Annotated in this window: 13 protein-coding genes; 8 read left to right on the forward strand and 5 right to left on the reverse strand. The window is 48.7% G+C overall.

Annotated features, from left to right (window positions below; genetic code table 11):
* Positions 1–76: 76 nt before the first annotated feature.
* The 4 genes from K7I13_RS03085 to K7I13_RS03100 all read right to left on the reverse strand — a co-directional run bounded on the left by K7I13_RS03085 (position 77) and on the right by K7I13_RS03100 (position 4,541).
* Positions 77–1,267, reverse strand: a complete 1,191-nt coding sequence (locus K7I13_RS03085; RefSeq protein WP_255947852.1) for an ABC transporter permease — start codon at positions 1,265–1,267, stop codon at positions 77–79.
* Positions 1,264–2,031 (reverse strand): ABC transporter ATP-binding protein, encoded by a 768-nt coding sequence (locus tag K7I13_RS03090; protein WP_305118716.1) that lies wholly within the window; start codon positions 2,029–2,031, stop codon positions 1,264–1,266. The genes K7I13_RS03085 and K7I13_RS03090 overlap by 4 nt, the downstream gene beginning before the upstream one ends.
* Positions 2,032–2,035: 4 nt before the next feature.
* The gene (locus K7I13_RS03095; RefSeq protein WP_255947854.1) at positions 2,036–3,358 is read right to left on the reverse strand and encodes an efflux RND transporter periplasmic adaptor subunit; all 1,323 of its coding nucleotides are present in this window, start codon (positions 3,356–3,358) and stop codon (positions 2,036–2,038) included.
* Between the two features lie 244 nt (positions 3,359–3,602).
* A complete protein-coding gene (locus K7I13_RS03100; protein WP_255949202.1) occupies positions 3,603–4,541 on the reverse strand; it encodes an Hsp33 family molecular chaperone HslO in 939 nt (312 codons plus the stop codon).
* Positions 4,542–4,607: 66 nt separating this feature from the next.
* On the opposite strand from K7I13_RS03100, the gene K7I13_RS03105 reads away from it, so the two are divergent.
* From K7I13_RS03105 to K7I13_RS03140, 8 genes are all read left to right on the forward strand, one after another.
* Positions 4,608–6,005 carry an MATE family efflux transporter gene (locus K7I13_RS03105; RefSeq protein ID WP_255947856.1) on the forward strand — a complete coding sequence of 466 codons (1,398 nt, stop codon included), beginning with the start codon at positions 4,608–4,610 and terminating at the stop codon, positions 6,003–6,005.
* Between the two features lie 212 nt (positions 6,006–6,217).
* Entirely contained in the window at positions 6,218–6,697 is a 480-nt protein-coding gene (locus tag K7I13_RS03110; protein WP_255947858.1) for a hypothetical protein, read from the forward strand.
* Positions 6,694–7,719 (forward strand): FecR family protein, encoded by a 1,026-nt coding sequence (locus K7I13_RS03115; protein WP_255947859.1) that lies wholly within the window; start codon positions 6,694–6,696, stop codon positions 7,717–7,719. The genes K7I13_RS03110 and K7I13_RS03115 overlap by 4 nt, the downstream gene beginning before the upstream one ends.
* A gap of 30 nt (positions 7,720–7,749) precedes the next feature.
* Entirely contained in the window at positions 7,750–8,133 is a 384-nt protein-coding gene (locus tag K7I13_RS03120; RefSeq protein WP_255947860.1) for a hypothetical protein, read from the forward strand.
* Positions 8,134–8,457: 324 nt separating this feature from the next.
* A complete protein-coding gene (locus tag K7I13_RS03125) occupies positions 8,458–9,474 on the forward strand; it encodes an ROK family protein (RefSeq protein ID WP_255947861.1) in 1,017 nt (338 codons plus the stop codon).
* Positions 9,475–9,510: 36 nt separating this feature from the next.
* Positions 9,511–10,701, forward strand: coding sequence for an MFS transporter (locus K7I13_RS03130; protein WP_255947862.1), 1,191 nt, complete (start codon positions 9,511–9,513; stop codon positions 10,699–10,701).
* Positions 10,702–10,891: 190 nt separating this feature from the next.
* On the forward strand, positions 10,892–11,530 hold the full coding sequence (locus K7I13_RS03135) for a TetR/AcrR family transcriptional regulator (RefSeq protein ID WP_255947863.1): 639 nt from the start codon (positions 10,892–10,894) through the stop codon (positions 11,528–11,530).
* A gap of 202 nt (positions 11,531–11,732) precedes the next feature.
* The gene (locus K7I13_RS03140) at positions 11,733–12,605 is read left to right on the forward strand and encodes a radical SAM protein (RefSeq protein ID WP_439647473.1); all 873 of its coding nucleotides are present in this window, start codon (positions 11,733–11,735) and stop codon (positions 12,603–12,605) included.
* A gap of 212 nt (positions 12,606–12,817) precedes the next feature.
* On the opposite strand, the gene clpB is transcribed toward K7I13_RS03140, so the two are convergent.
* Positions 12,818–15,433: an ATP-dependent chaperone ClpB gene (gene clpB / locus K7I13_RS03145; RefSeq protein WP_255947864.1), complete on the reverse strand. Its 2,616-nt coding sequence runs from the start codon at positions 15,431–15,433 to the stop codon at positions 12,818–12,820.
* Positions 15,434–15,442: the final 9 nt, after the last annotated feature.

The raw sequence follows: 15,442 nt of genomic DNA on the forward strand, positions 1-15,442 counted from the left end.
CTTATAATCGGAAATGGTCAAATAATTTAAATTATTTGCCTATATTACTCTCCTGCTCTGCCATTTTAATTTCACGTTACTCATACCGGAGCGCGTCAATCGGATACAGGCGCGCGGCTTTCCGGGCGGGATAATATCCGAAGAAGATTCCGACCACAGCCGCAAAAAGCGCGGCAATGGCAATAATTATCGGGTTAACTACAGTAGCGATGGAAAAGAACGAAAGGACCGAGCATATTCCGTAAGCCAGAAGTATGCCGATGATTCCTCCCATAAGACTCAGTATGATTGACTCGGAAAGAAACTGCAGGAGGATGTCCCGTTTTCTGGCGCCTACGGACATCCGTATACCGATTTCCCTGGTCCGTTCGGTGACCGATACCAGCATAATATTCATAATTCCGATGCCGCCAACGAGCAGGGAAACTCCCGCAATGGCGGCCAGAAGCGTTGTCAGTGTTTTTGATGTCTGGGAGGCGGTCGCAATAACATCAGCCATGTTCATAATATCAAAATCGGCGGCGGCGGATGAGCTGAGTTTATGGGATTCCCGCAAAATAGCTTCCGTTTCTTTTTGGGCCTGTTCCATATAATCCTCACGGACTACACTGATCTGGATATTATTGAGGGTCTGGGTCTGGTTAAGCCGGGTCATTGCGGTGTCCAGAGGCACCATGATTACATCATCATCATCATTGCCCATGCCGCTTGCGCCCTTTGAGTCCAGTATCCCAATAATTTTAAAATGCTGAGTCCCGATACGTATTGACTGTCCCACCGGATCACTGTTTCCGTAGAGCTTTGTGGCAACGGTTGTTCCCAGTACCGCAACCTTATTCCGGCTGGCAAGATCGCTTTCCTCAAAAAAACTGCCGTCCTTTATTTTCCAGTTTTTGATTGTCAGATAATCGGGGTCAACACCCATGACGGTTGTATCCCAGTTAGTTTCCCCGCCGACGACCGTAAAGCTTCTCTGGCTTATCCCCGAGATCGCGCTGATATAACTGGCCTCATTCCGGAGCTTGGTAACATCGGCCTTTGTCAGTCTGTTTGCCCGGCCCGGGCCCCTCATGGGCATAACAACCAGAAGATTTGTTCCCATCGCCGAAAGCTGGGCCTCTATCTGGGACTGGGACCCCTGGCCGATAGCTACCATAACAATTACCGAACCGACGCCAATTATAATGCCCAGAGAAGTCAGGAGACTCCGCATGCGGTTCCGGAAAATACTTCTGAAGGATGATTTCAATAATATATAGGGACTCATCGCACAACCTCCGCTTCTTTTGCCAGAACAGAATGTTCTTTTTTCCACAGGACTAAATCTTCAGCGGCGCTTCTTTTCTCCTTCAGCAATTCGTCGGAAATCATTGCTCCGTCACGCATTGTGATGACGCGCTTCGTGTAAGTGGCAATGTCCGGCTCATGGGTAACCATTACAATAGTTTTTCCCTGATCATTGAGGTTCTGGAAAAGAGCCATAATTTCAAGCGACATTTCAGTATCAAGATTTCCCGTCGGTTCATCGGCAAGCAGAAAAGCAGGATCATTTACCATGGCGCGGGCAATGGCGACCCGCTGCTGCTGTCCGCCTGAGAGCTGGGAAGGCATATGGTACATACGGTCGCCCAGCCCCACATCGCGGAGTACTTTTTCCGCCCGTTCCCGGTAATCCTTTATTTTGGCTTTTCTGTTATAGAACAGGGGGAGCTCAACATTTTCCAGCGCGCTGGTTCTTGCAAGCAGATTGAAGCCCTGAAAAACAAAACCTATTTTGCTGTTTCTGATAAGGGCAAATTCATCGGAACTTGCGGCGGAAGTTTCAATGCCATCGAGACGGTAGGTCCCTTCAGTTGGCTTGTCAAGACAGCCGAGAATATTCATGAGCGTTGACTTCCCGGAACCGGAAGGTCCCATTATAGAAACAAACTCACCCTCCTCAACCGAAAGATCAAGCCCTCGGATAGCCTTTACTACAATACCTTCAAGCTGATACAGACGCCTTATTCCCGTAAGTTCAATCATTGCCATGGACTTATACCTTTTCCCTGAGAATGATTTTCATTCCTTCCAGATTCTGGTCCGAAATAATCTCGGTTACAGTTCCGTCAGTGATGCCTGTTCTTACTACAAGTACGGACAGCTTTCCTGAATCATTCATATACCAGATATTTTTTGTCACAATAGTGTCCGCGGCGGAATTGCCGGAAGCGTTCTGTCCGGGCATTCCCGGAGGCCGTCCGCCGGGGCCTCTGCCCATCGGACTGCCGCCCATAACAAGGCCGGTCAAACCGGTCTGACCGTTTGAAGTATTACGGGATGCTTCAATATTCGCGGCCTGATCACGGGCTTCGGACGCGGCCTTTTTTTCTTCATCAGACAAATCGGCAAGTCCGGCGTTAAAAACCATGTCAGAAATTTCCTTTGTACTTAAGCTGCTCGGCTCATACCGAAGCGCGCTGTTGGGAGCGAGCAGAATATTGTTTTTCTGTTCCTCGATAAATTCCACTTCACAGGTCATTCCGGGAAGGAGCATTCCGTCCTTGTTATCAACACTTATTATTACCGTGTACGTAACTACATTATTGACTGTAGCCGGCATAAAATGGATTTTCTGCACAATTCCCGAAAATTTCTTTGATGGCATGGATTCAACGGTAAAACGGACATTCTGCCCCGGACTGATAGCCTTGATATCAAGTTCATCAACGCCCGCTTCAATCTGCATTTCCCGCAAATCTTCCGCAAGAGTAAACAGACTCGATGAATTACTGCTTGAACCTTCCACTACATTCTGCCCCTGACTGATATTCTTTTCGAGGACGATACCGTCAATGGGGGCGGTAATATACGCATACTGGTTTATTTCGGTTTCTATAGCTTTCAGGGAAGACTCGGCGGCAGACAGTTCCGCTGCTTTTACCTCAAGATCGGTTTTGCTTGTTTTAAGTGTGTAATCGGCTATGAGATTTTTTTCCGCAAGACTTACCTGATTCTGATAGGCAATAAGCTGGAGATCATAGTTTGCCTTTGCCTTTGTTACGGAGGCAAGCTGCTGTTCCCGCTGGAGCCTGAGCATATCGGTATTGAGCTCGGCAAGAATATCTCCTTTTTTTACCTCGTCATTATAATCAACATAGATTTTTTCGACCTTTCCGTTCATCTGCGCAAGCACGCTGACAGTCGATACCGGATTAAGGGATCCGCTCGCGGACACAGTCTTTTCCAGGGAACCTCTTGTTATTGTTCCGTATTCGTAATTTTTTGTATTCGCGCCGTTTTTTGAAGCGCAGCCGGATAAAAACAGCCCCCCCAGAAGGGCCGCTAATATGGTCACATTAAATCTGCTGATTGTCATTATGTGAGTCTCCTTCCTGTAAATATAGCAAGAATTGTGCCAGCCCGGCATTATGAAAAAAACGTCAGAAAATTATCAAATTTGGGAATTTTACCGGTTTTTTGCTTTGTATCCGGCATAGAGCATGCGCAGAATTTTCACATGCACTTGCAAGCGTGAAAATTCTGCGCATTAAGGATGTATATTGGGAAGAAAACTACAGAGAAAGACCGGTTCAATGTTTTGTCCATAAAACCGGATACTATCAGGAGGGATCGCTGTCTTTAAGCCACTCCCTGATTTCCGCAAGAGGATAGGAATATACGCTTCCGCAGTTATGGCATACCGTTTCAATGGGATCAGGGCCGTTTTCCGCCATATCAATCAGTTCCTTCCTGTTCAGGTTCTGCAAATGCTGCTCAAAGCGTTCGCGGGAACAAGGACAGTAAAAACGGATTTCCCTGTCAAGAACGGCGGACGGCTCACAGTTGCGGAACAGGCCGTAAATGATATCCTCCCTGTCCCCTCCTTCCGCAAACCACTGGCCGAGCGAAGGAGCGGACGCAAAGGCATGCTCGGCGGCCTCAACCAGGTCCAGGGACGCGCCCGGCATCACCTGCAAAAACAGCGCGCCGGCGCCGATTACCCTTCCCTCCTGGTCAAACTGGATGCCGGTATTAATAGCTGTCCTTATCTGCTCGGAACGCAGAAAATATTCAGTCAGGTCCTTTGCTATATTCCGGTGTACTATTTCAACGGAACCGATTACCGGCTCTGTTCTGCCTTCGGGAAAACGGGTAACGGTTACGAACCCCTCGCCGAAATACGGGGAAAGATCCCAGTTTTCCGGCGGTTCATCAACCGGAATCGGGTCCTGCAGCAAAAAACCCCTCACATATCCCTCGCTGTTTGCCTCAACGCTGAACCCAGCGGCAGGTCCCTTTGTATCATACCGGAAAATTGCCCGCTCATGACCTTTCATGGTCGGAATAAGCAGAGCTCCGCAAAGGCAGGCCTGGCCAAGAACCATGGTTTCAAGAAGCCCAAGCTGGTGCTGGGCGCGCATCTGATTAACAAATCGGGTGCCATGAAAAAAAGCCCCGCGCATGGCGCCGTTCCCGAGAAGAAAAATTGTCATACCGTCAGGGTGCATGGACGAAAACCGTTCAATCAGAACGGGATCGTTTATAGGAATAGTATTCATAAACACAAATATAATGAATTACGCCTCTGGACGCAACCAAATAAAATCAGTACACTCTGAATTAATATGGTTCCGATAGAAACAAATTATAAGCCGAAAAAATTCTCTTTCCGTGACAGGAAAAACAGCGGAGTTGACCGGGCAGCACTTCCCATGTTTGCCCTTACCCTTCCTCTCGTATTTGAATCATTTTTCCGCATTCTTATATCCTCCGTGGATGTAATGATGCTCAGTTCACATTCAGACCACGCGGTGGCGGGAGTCGGCCTTGTTTCCCAGTATATCTTCTTCATCCAGCTCCTGTTCAGCGTCGTCTGTGTTGGAACAAGCATTGTACTCAGCCAGTATCTTGGGGCGGAAAGAGTAAATGAAGCAAAACAGGTCGCCCAGGCCAGCGCTGTCATGGTCTCGGCCGTCGCGCTTTTTATGTCTCTGCTTGTGATTTTCGGGGCGAAACCCTTATTAAGTATTTACACTGTCGAAGAAGAAGTCAGGGAAGCTGCCTGGACCTATCTGGTCATATACGGAGGATTCGGTTCCCTGTTTACGGCCTTCAGTATGCTCCAGGGGACCATCCTCCGGTCTTACGGATATACCTCGGACGCAATGTATATCTCAATTATCGCGAATATCGTAAATGTTATCGGAAACGCGTTTTCAATATATGGTTTTTTCGGTTTTCCGGTACTCGGCGTAATGGGCGTCGCAATGTCGTCTGCCCTTTCACAGATAGTCGCCTGCATTCTGCTCGCATGGCGGATCAGGGTAAAACCCGATGTCCAGCTTCCGCTCGCGGGTATAACAAGGGTCCCGCGGAATATATATAGAACAATACTCTCCATAGGGGTCCCGACCGCGGGCGAATCCCTGTCCTATAATATTGCCCAGATTGTAATAATGGCAATGATTTCCACCTTCGGGACCTGGGCAATGTCGGCCCAGATATACGCCCAGACCATTGTCCGCTTTGTCTATGCCACTGCTTCGGCAATCGGAAACGCGGTACAGATAAAAACAGGGTACTTTGTCGGCGCGAAACAGCCGGAAGCCGCTTACAAGCGGGTATATCTCTACCAGGGTGTCGGCACTCTCATTTCGGCGGCCGCCGTAATACTCCTGAATGTGGTAAAAACCCCGATAATAGGACTTTTTACCAAAGAACCTGAAATCGCCGCGCTTACCTCAAGCCTTCTCCTTTATTCTATATATATAGAAATAGGCCGGTCCGTGAATCTCATCACTATTCCCGCGCTCAAGGGGGCCGGGGATGTCCGTTATCCGGTCTCCTGGGGCATTGTTTCAATGTGGCTTATTCTTGTAGGCGGCAGCCATCTTCTGGGAATGAAAATGGGACTCGGGCTGGTAGGCATATGGATCGCAATGGGAAGCGATGAATTCATACGCGCCATTGCCATGCTCTTCCGCTGGAAAAGCAAGCGCTGGCAGACAAAGGCCATTGTGTAAAACTGCGGGACTTTGCCTGGCATGAAGTCACCGGGATTTAACCGGCATTGCGCCGAGTCTGTGGAACAGAGAAAAAAACTTTCCGGAAGCCTCCGAATTCCAAAAGAATATTTGAATATACCCGTTCCCTGTGATACACTGTATACTGTAACCGATAGAGGAAACATGTATTTTAAATGCATTAGATCACAATAAGGTTGGAGGTGAATCCCGTGAAAAGAAGCAACAAAACGGGAAAGACCGCCGGTATTCTGTTACTGGCGGTATTGCTGGCTGTACTCGCATCGTGCAGTTCATCGCCCCATGTTCAAAAAGAGGCGGATGTTTTAAAACTTATACGGCTGATAAACGAAGGAAAGGTAACGGAAGTTGAGGGACTTTCACCGGCGCCCTTTGTTCTTGACTCAGAAACCCTCTATCTGGAAAGCGACATTGAAACTCTCTGGAAAAACCTGAAGGCGGCTTCCTTTACAATGTCAAACGCGGTATTTGTCCAGACCGAACATATTACCCCCGATTCATACAAAATTTTTGCGGATACTTTTGACATGAAAAATTTCTTTGAAAAATATACCGATAAGGATACTTCCGTGGTCACTATTGATACCGCTGACGGTCGTTATTATCTTATCCTTGAGCGCAAGGTCAAGGGTTACCCGAAAATCAGAGGGTTTAAAGGGCCGGTAAAATGAAAAAAATACACAAATTCTGTTTATTATTTACTGTACTCACGCTCTGTACCATACCAGTGTGGGCCGAAAAGGCCAATGTAGTATATGTTGAGGGGAGCGCGCAGATTAAAACGGGCGCCGGAGTGACTAAAAACGCGGCCATAGGACATACAGTCACCTATGGGGAATCGGTAATTACCGGCCGCGGCGGACTCGTGGAAATGACCCTGGAAAACGGGAGCACCATCAGGGTCACGCCGAATTCGGTTTTCAATTATTCGAATACCGGTTCGGGGGCCGATACGCAGCCCGTTCTTGCGGCGGCTGCCGGACAGATTGCCTTTAAACTGAACCGCGCCGCCGGCAACTCACCCCTGATACAGACAAACAGCATGGTCGGAGGCGTCAGGGGAACAGAGTTCACCATCTATGCGGGCCGCGACGGCTCGGTCCTGCTTTCGGTCATCGAAGGCATTGTCGACGTAACCGCCCAGGGAAAGACGGTTTCGCTGATCAAGGACGAGGCTGTTGAGGTCGGAGCGGGACAGCCTCCGGGGGAAAAATTCCTGTGGCCCGGACGGGAACTTGACTTCAGTGACTGGAATAAAGGAAAAACCGACGGCTTTATCGCGGATCCGGCCGGAGGCCTTGAAAAGGCGGCCGTCATGCTGAAGGAATATCAGACTTCCCTTGACGCCCTTCACGCGCCATACCAGGACGCCACCGAAAAATGGCGGCAGTCCGCTGAGGAATATAAAACCCTTCTTGCCGGAGGAGACGATGAGGCGATAAAGGCCTTCCAGCAGGAAAAACTCTTTCCCGCGCAGGATGAACGGGCCGATCTGATTCTGACAATCAGATATTACGCCCTGAACTATCTTTCAGTCAGAAGGTATGTTCTTTCGAATATGTATATGGAAATGAAAAGCAGGTATCCGGTAAACAGGCCGGCTGAGGTTGAACAGTTTTTTACGCGCCATGCCGAGCTGCTGGCGGAATATGAAGAATTTATCGTGCCGGAATTAAACCCGAACGATTATTAAGAGCTTGCGGGCCCTTTTTTGGAGGAAATAATGAAGAAAACAAGGTATATTGCGGGCGCGGTTATCATACTCGCGCTGGTGTGCGTCCTCGGAGGATGCAATATGAACTCCGATTCGGTAAGTGTGGAAGAACGCGTTAAAATGTTTATCTCGGACGCGAACGCGAAAAGTTACAGCAGTCTGAAAGCCCATACCCATCCGGACGCCGCCCAGTACAATCAGGCAAACTCCAGTTTCTGGGAGACCAGACTTGAAACAGCCCTTAATCTTTCATATGGTTCCCGCAGCGGGGATACGGTCCTGGTAAACGGAAATTCCACCAGCTTCACCTTTTATCTCAAGGAAGATGATCCCGACGTTTACAAGATTTACAAAATTGTCCAGTCGGGTAATGCCACGCCCATTTTCCAGTAAGCGGCACTCAATAGTAAAATCCCTGGACCCCGGTTCAGGGATTTTTTTATTCGAAAGTCCCGTTTAATGCGGACCGCGTCCGTGTTCTGTTAAGGGACATATGTAATGGCCGCTTTGATAACCCGCGAATACCCCGCAGTTCACTGCGGCTGAAATCACAGAACGCTTTCAAAAATCCTGTATTTTAAATTTCCTCTTGAACAAATCTCCCCGCAGAATAACAGGTCTGGGACACCCCGCAGCTTGACCGGAAAGTTTATTGACAGGACTTATTATAACACTTATTATAAGTATTATAATAAGTGTTATAATAAAGGGGGCAGAATGACAGGAACCAATGAACAGCTGAGAAAAATGAATACCGAGACAATCCGGGATATTTTCCGGTCCCTTAAAACCGCTACAAAATCGGACATTTCGAGGCGGAGCGGTCTTTCCTACGCGACCTGCAGCAACGTACTGAACGAGCTTTCGGCCTCGGGCGAAATTCTTGTCCTGGACGAATTTAAAACGGAGAGCGGCCGCCCCGCCCATCAGTACAGGTATAACGGGGATTTCGCGCGGATCCTGTGCATGTTTTTTACAAACGAAGGCCAGCGGCCTGAAGTCTTTTTTTCTGTCTGCAATCTTGAAGGAGAGGAAACGGAGCGGAAGAATATACGCTACCGGGCCTTCGGCTACGACGAGGCTGAACAGCTGACGGCATCACTCCTGGAAAAATATCCCGAAATACGCTGTATCGCGCTGGGCATACCGGGAGTTGTCCTGAAAAACAGGACCATTGATATATGCGATATTGAAAGTCTGGAACAGCTTGAAATGGCTGACCTCCTTGAGAAAAAATTCGGCGTACCGGTTATTCTCGAAAATGATATGAATCTTACCGCTCTGGGGTTCGCCCGCCAGCACGGCTGGGAATCCGCCGTGGTTATGACCTTTCCTGAAGACAATTTTCCAGGTTCGGGGCTGGTTGCGGACGGCCGCATAATACGCGGCAGCAGTAATTTTGCCGGGGAAATTTCTTTTCTGCCCTATGGGTTCAATAGAAAAAAGCAGCGGCTTCTTTTGAAAGACCCCGGGGAGGTCCCCGGGTTTGCGGCTAAGGCTGTAAGTTCCATAATCGCTGTTTTAAATCCGGAAGTGATCCTGCTTACCGGCAGCCTTCTCGGCAAGGAAATGCTCAGGGACATACTGCACCAGTGCCGCCAGGATATCCCGCGCGAACATATGCCGGGGATTCATATTGAGTCGGATATCAGCGGGTATTACTTCAGGGGGCTTTTTTCCATGGCCCTCGATTTTGCCTCGTACCCGCTCCAGATTACGGAAAAAAAACTATAGGCTGAATATGTCCCGCAAAAATAAAAGGAGAAAGCAATGGCGACTTTTTTTCTGATTGTAATTTACATCACCTTTATCAGTCTCGGCCTGCCCGATTCACTTCTGGGTTCTGTCTGGCCAGTCATGTATCCCGATCTGGGCGCTGGTATAGGGATGATAGGGATTATTTCAATGATAATAAGCGGAGGAACTATCCTTTCCAGCCTGATGAGTGAAAGGCTTATACGGAAATTCGGGACCGGACCGGTTACGTTCTTCAGCGTACTCGCGACAGCCGCAGCCCTGCTGGGATTTTCGTTCGCGCCCGGTTTTTTGTGGCTGGCCTTTCTTGCCGTCCCGCTCGGACTTGGCGCGGGTTCCGTTGACGCGGCCCTGAATAATTATGTTGCGCTGAATTACAAACCCCATCACATGAGCTGGCTGCACTGTTTCTGGGGGATAGGAGCTTTTACCGGACCCATGATTATGGCCCGTTTTATCCAGAACGGAAATAACTGGAGGGGTGGATACCTGACTGTGGGAATTATCCAGACAGCTGTTGTTCTTTTGCTGCTGGTGACCCTTCCCCTATGGAAAAAAAATGAAAAACGTGAAACATCAGCGGCAGAACCTGTTTCAGGAAAAGAAGAGTTTTCCGGGCCTGTGCTGAAAATCAGGGGAGTAAAGGCATCCCTTGCGGCCTTTATTTTTTACTGCGGCGTGGAGCATTCGTTAAATTACTGGGGAAGCACCTTTCTCGTGGAAGCGAGAAATCTTTCTCCCGCGACGGCAGCCCGCTGGATATCCCTGTTCTTTGCGGGAATTACAGTCGGACGGTTTCTTTCCGGCTTTCTGACCATGAAATTCCGCAGTTCCGTGCTGATAAGGGCCGGACAGATTCTGGTAACAGCAGGCGCACTTTTACTGATTATTCCCTTCAGTCCGTGGTTTTCTCTTGCCGGCATCATAATCATCGGGCTTGGCTGCGCTCCCGTTTTCCCGGGTATGCTTCATGAGACACCCTACCGGTTTGGGGAACAGCAGTCCCAGAAAATCATGGGAATGCAGATGGCCTTCGCCTATATGGGAGGAACCTTTTTGCCTCCGCTGTTTGGTCTGATAGCGTCAAAAATGGGGCTTTCCCTGTTTCCGTATTTTTTGCTTGCCTACAGTATCCTTATGTTTATCCCCTCCGAACGGATCAACAGGATTATATCTGAAAGACGCGCCGCCAAGGCGGAGTCCTGAAAGAAACCTCATACTTTTTCCCGGCTTAGATACATACAGTAGAACCATTAATTCTGACAAGAATTGTTGCGGACAGGGTAATTACGCTGTCCGTTTTTTTTATTTAAAAAAAGGTTTTTCCTCTTGACAGGCTAGTATTTACTAGCTATATTTAAGCTAGTAAATACTAGCCTGCATACAGGGGATATCTGTGGAAAGAAGAAACACAAAACAATTAATTTTGGATGAAGCGCTTGAGCTGTTTTCTGTCAGCGGCTATGACGGTGTAACCGTGAAGGACATCGCCGATGCTGTAGGTATTAAGGACAGTTCGCTGTACAAACACTTTAAGAGCAAGCAGGAGATATACGATTCCCTGCTGGAAGAAATGGATGCGCGCTTTGCGGAGACAGTTTCCATGTATCGCCTTCCCCAAGGTGAAATTAAAAGGGTAGCCGCAGAATATGGCCGCAATGACCTTGTCTGGCTGAAGCAGGCATGCGAGGCAATCTTTTTGTTTTTCCTCAAGGACCCGAAAGCGTCCCGGTTTCGGAAAATGTTGATGATCGAGCAATACAAAAACAGCAATGCAGCAAAAACATTTCAGAACTGGTTTATTGATTCAGCGATGCATTTCCAAACCGAGCTTTTTTCTGAAATGATTGCCCAGGGGTTTTTTCGGAAAGGGCCCGCGGATATCATTGCGCTGCAATTTTACGCTCCGTTTTATCTGATCCTTTGCCAATATGATACTATGCCGGAAAAAGAAGGCGACGCGGTTATGCTGCTCATGCGGCACATTGAACAGTTTGCGATTGTATACCAAATTAGAAACGGGGTGGTAAAATGAATCTGAACATTTTTATGAACCGAGGAATCAACAATATTCTGAAAACAGTAAGGCGTTATTACATGAGCAGCCGGGAAGGACGCGCTTTTCTTTCCCGCATGCTGCCCCGCGTTCAAAAAGCGCCGCAATCCGAAACCGTTATGAAAAAGCCGGTATCCACATTCCATCATTTTTAATTGCCAGCATTGCTTCACAGTGTAATCTGCATTGTTCCGGATGCTATGCCAGAGCCAATGGCGCTTGCGGCAGCAGTGTAACGCAGCCTGATCTTGACACCGCAAAATGGGAATCCATCTTTAATGAGGCGGCACAGCTCGGTATTCCTTTTATCCTGCTGGCCGGCGGCGAACCATTTTTGCGGTATGACGTTATAGAGGCCGCGTCCCGCGTCAGGGATATTATTTTTCCGGTTTTCACAAATGGAACCCGGATTGACGATGACTGCCTTTCGCTGCTGGATCGCAGCCGCAATGTAATCCCGATTTTCAGCCTGGAAGGAGATGCAGCGAAAACAGATGTGCGCCGCGGCGAAGGTGTATACGCGGCGGTACAGAAGGCAATGAGCCGTCTGCAGGAAAAAGGGATATTGTTTGGTGTCTCTATAACGGTCACAACAGAAAACATGCAGGCAGTTACAGACCCCTCTTATATTTCTAATTTAAGGAACATGGGTTGTGGCCTGGCATTCTTTGTAGAGTATGTGCCTGTAAGCGAACAAACGGAACATCTTGCATTGGACAAGGAGGATTTGGCCGAGTTGGGCAATGCCGTTTCAGCGCTGAGAGGGGATATGTCTGATATGGTTATCCTCTCTTTCCCCGGAGACGAAGAGGCAATGGGTGGATGTCTGGCATCGGGACGCGGTTTTTTTCACATTAATTCCGTTGGCGGCGCTGAACCCTGCCCCTTTTCACCTTATGCGAAGTACAACCTGAAGTCATGTTCTGTTCTTGACGTGTTACAGTCCGGCTATTTTGCGGAGTTAAGAGAAATCGCAAAAAATGCGGACACACATAATGGAGGATGCACACTTTTTCAGGAGAGAAACAAGGTCGCAACTCTGTATGCAGGATAGATTAAGAATGCATGTACACCCGGGGTGTTTTGTAGTTTAGCCGCCGATTATCCTGAAAATAAGTTTCTAAAGCGTGAAAAGACAGGCGTATCGTTCTTTTTAGCGATACGCCTGTTCGTCATTTGCATCCCCATAAGGCAGCTGCCATAATTCCGTTTTGCATTATGCTGTTTTATTAACAGCCTCCTTCCCGCTGGCTCTTTTTTCTGAATTCAGGAAATTATTTTTTTTGCAGGCGCGGCCTTTCCTTTTTCAAAAACCAGCCCGTCCGCTCCCGGCGGATAGGTTACATGAATTACTGACCCATCCGGGAATTCGCCGGCAAGCACATGCTTTGCCAGAGGGTTTTCAAGTTCGCTCTGGATTGCCCGTTTCAGAGGACGGGCGCCGTAAAGCGGATCAAATCCGACATCGGCCAGATACTGTTTTGCTTCAGGATCAATAACAAGTTTAAGTCTCCGGCTTTCAAGGCGGGATGCAACCGAATTAAGCTGAATATCGGCGATCTTGAGAATATTGTCCTTGTTTAGCCGGTTAAAGGTCAGAATTTCATCTATCCTGTTCAGGAATTCGGGACGGAAATTTTCCTTCAATAGTTCAGCGACGCGGGGTTTAATTTCATCAAGCGTTTTTGCGGTAAGGATATAATCGGAACCTATATTACTCGTCATAATAATTATGACATTTCGGAAATCGACAACCCTCCCCTGCCCGTCAGTAAGCCGCCCGTCATCAAGCACCTGAAGAAGGACATTGAAAACATCAGGATGGGCTTTTTCAACCTCGTCAAAAAGAACGACGCTGTAGGGCCGGCGGCGGACAGCCTCGGTAAGCTGACCGCCTTCTTCATAACCGACATAGCCCGGAGGCGCGCCGATAAGACGGCTTACCGCGTGTTTTTCCATATACTCGCTCATATCTATGCGGGTAAGGGCTCTTTCATCATTAAAAAGAAAATCCGCAAGGGTCCTCGCCAGTTCGGTCTTGCCTACGCCGGTCGGTCCTACACAAAGGAAGCTTCCGAGAGGGCGGTTTATATCCGAAAGCCCTGCTTTATTGCGCCGGATTGCGTCCGAAACAGCCTTGACGGCGTCATCCTGTCCGACAACTCTTTTCTGGAGTACTGACTCAAGCTGGAGATATTTTTGCTGCTCGCTTGCGAGCATTTTTGAAACGGGAATCCCTGTCCATGAAGAAACGATTTTTGCGATATCTTCTTCCGATACTTCTTCACGCAGAAGCTGGCCCGAGTTGCCGGCGTTTTTTTCGAGGGCGTCGGTTGCTGCCTGCATTTTCTTTTCAATTTCAGGGATACTGCCGTATTTAATTTCAGCGGCCTTTGTCAGGTTTCCTTCCCTGGTATAGCGTGTTTCTTCATTGCGGAGCTGTTCAAGTTCTTCCTTGAACTTCCTGACTTCGTCAATGCGGCCCTTTTCATTCTGCCATTGGGCTTTCATCGCATCGCGCCTGGCACCCATCTCTGCAAGTTCCGCCTCGATCTTGCCCAGGCGTTCCACGGATGCGGGATCTTTTTCCTTTGAAAGGGAAAGTTTTTCAATATTCATTTGCAGAATTTTGCGTTCAACCTGGTCCAGTTCTGTCGGCTGGCTTTCTATTTCCATTTTCAGACGGCTGGCGGCCTCATCAACAAGGTCTATTGCCTTATCAGGTAAAAACCTGCTGGTAATATACCGGTCGGAAAGGGTCGCAGCGGCAACAAGGGCCTCGTCTCTGATGCGGACCCCGTGATGGACTTCATATTTTTCCTGCAGTCCCCGGAGAATAGCTATGGTGTCTTCTACGCTTGGCTCAGGACAGTAAACCTGCTGGAAACGGCGCTCAAGGGCGGCGTCCTTTTCGATATACTTCCGGTATTCATTTAAAGTGGTCGCGCCTATTGCGCGGAGTTCGCCCCGGGCAAGGGCAGGTTTGAGCAGGTTGGAGGCGTCCATGGAACCCTCGCTGGCGCCTGCTCCGACCAGAGTATGCAGTTCATCAATAAAAAGAATAATCAGTCCGTCTGACTTCTGGACCTCCGATATAACAGCTTTGAGACGTTCTTCAAATTCACCCCGGAATTTTGCGCCGGCGACAAGAGCCCCGAGGTCAAGGGCGAGGAGTCTTTTGCCCTTAAGGCTGTCGGGAACATCACCCGAAACAATGCGGCGCGCAAGTCCTTCGACTATCGCGGTTTTTCCGACACCGGGTTCCCCGATGAGAACAGGATTATTCTTGGTCCGGCGGGACAGAACCTGCATAACACGCCGGATTTCTTCATCCCTGCCTATTACCGGGTCAATTTTTTCCTGCCGGGCAAGGGCTGTCAGGTCCCTGCAGTATTTTTCAAGACTCTGGAAGGTCGCCTCGGGATCTTCAGAAGTAACCCGCTGGCTTCCCCGGATATCCTTGAGCGCGGAAAGTATGGCGTTTTTGTTTATCCCTTCCTTCCGAAGCAGATTACCCGCGGAGTCAGAGGCCTGGCTCATTGCCAGCAGTAAATGTTCGGTTGAAACATAGTCATCTTTAAGATCCGCGGCTTCTTTTTCCGCCTTGGCGAGAGTTTTGAGTGTTGCGGGTGAAAAATATACCTGGGCCGATTCGCCGGTTACCCGCGGAAGTGTATCCAGGTGGTCTTCCGTTTCCTTTATAAGCTTGTCAGGAGAAACTCCTATCTTTTCGACCAGCGGAGGGATAACCCCGCCCTCCTGCTGCAGAAGAGCAAGGAGCAAATGATCACTTTCAACCTGAGCATAATCATCTCTCTGGGCAATCGAGGTTGCTTCCTGAATTGCCTCACGTGTTTTTAATGTACATTTATCTAAATTCATACTTTAAAT

Origin of the sequence: Brucepastera parasyntrophica, from assembly GCF_022376835.1 — a bacterium.
GTDB lineage: Bacteria > Spirochaetota > Spirochaetia > Treponematales > Treponemataceae > Brucepastera > Brucepastera parasyntrophica.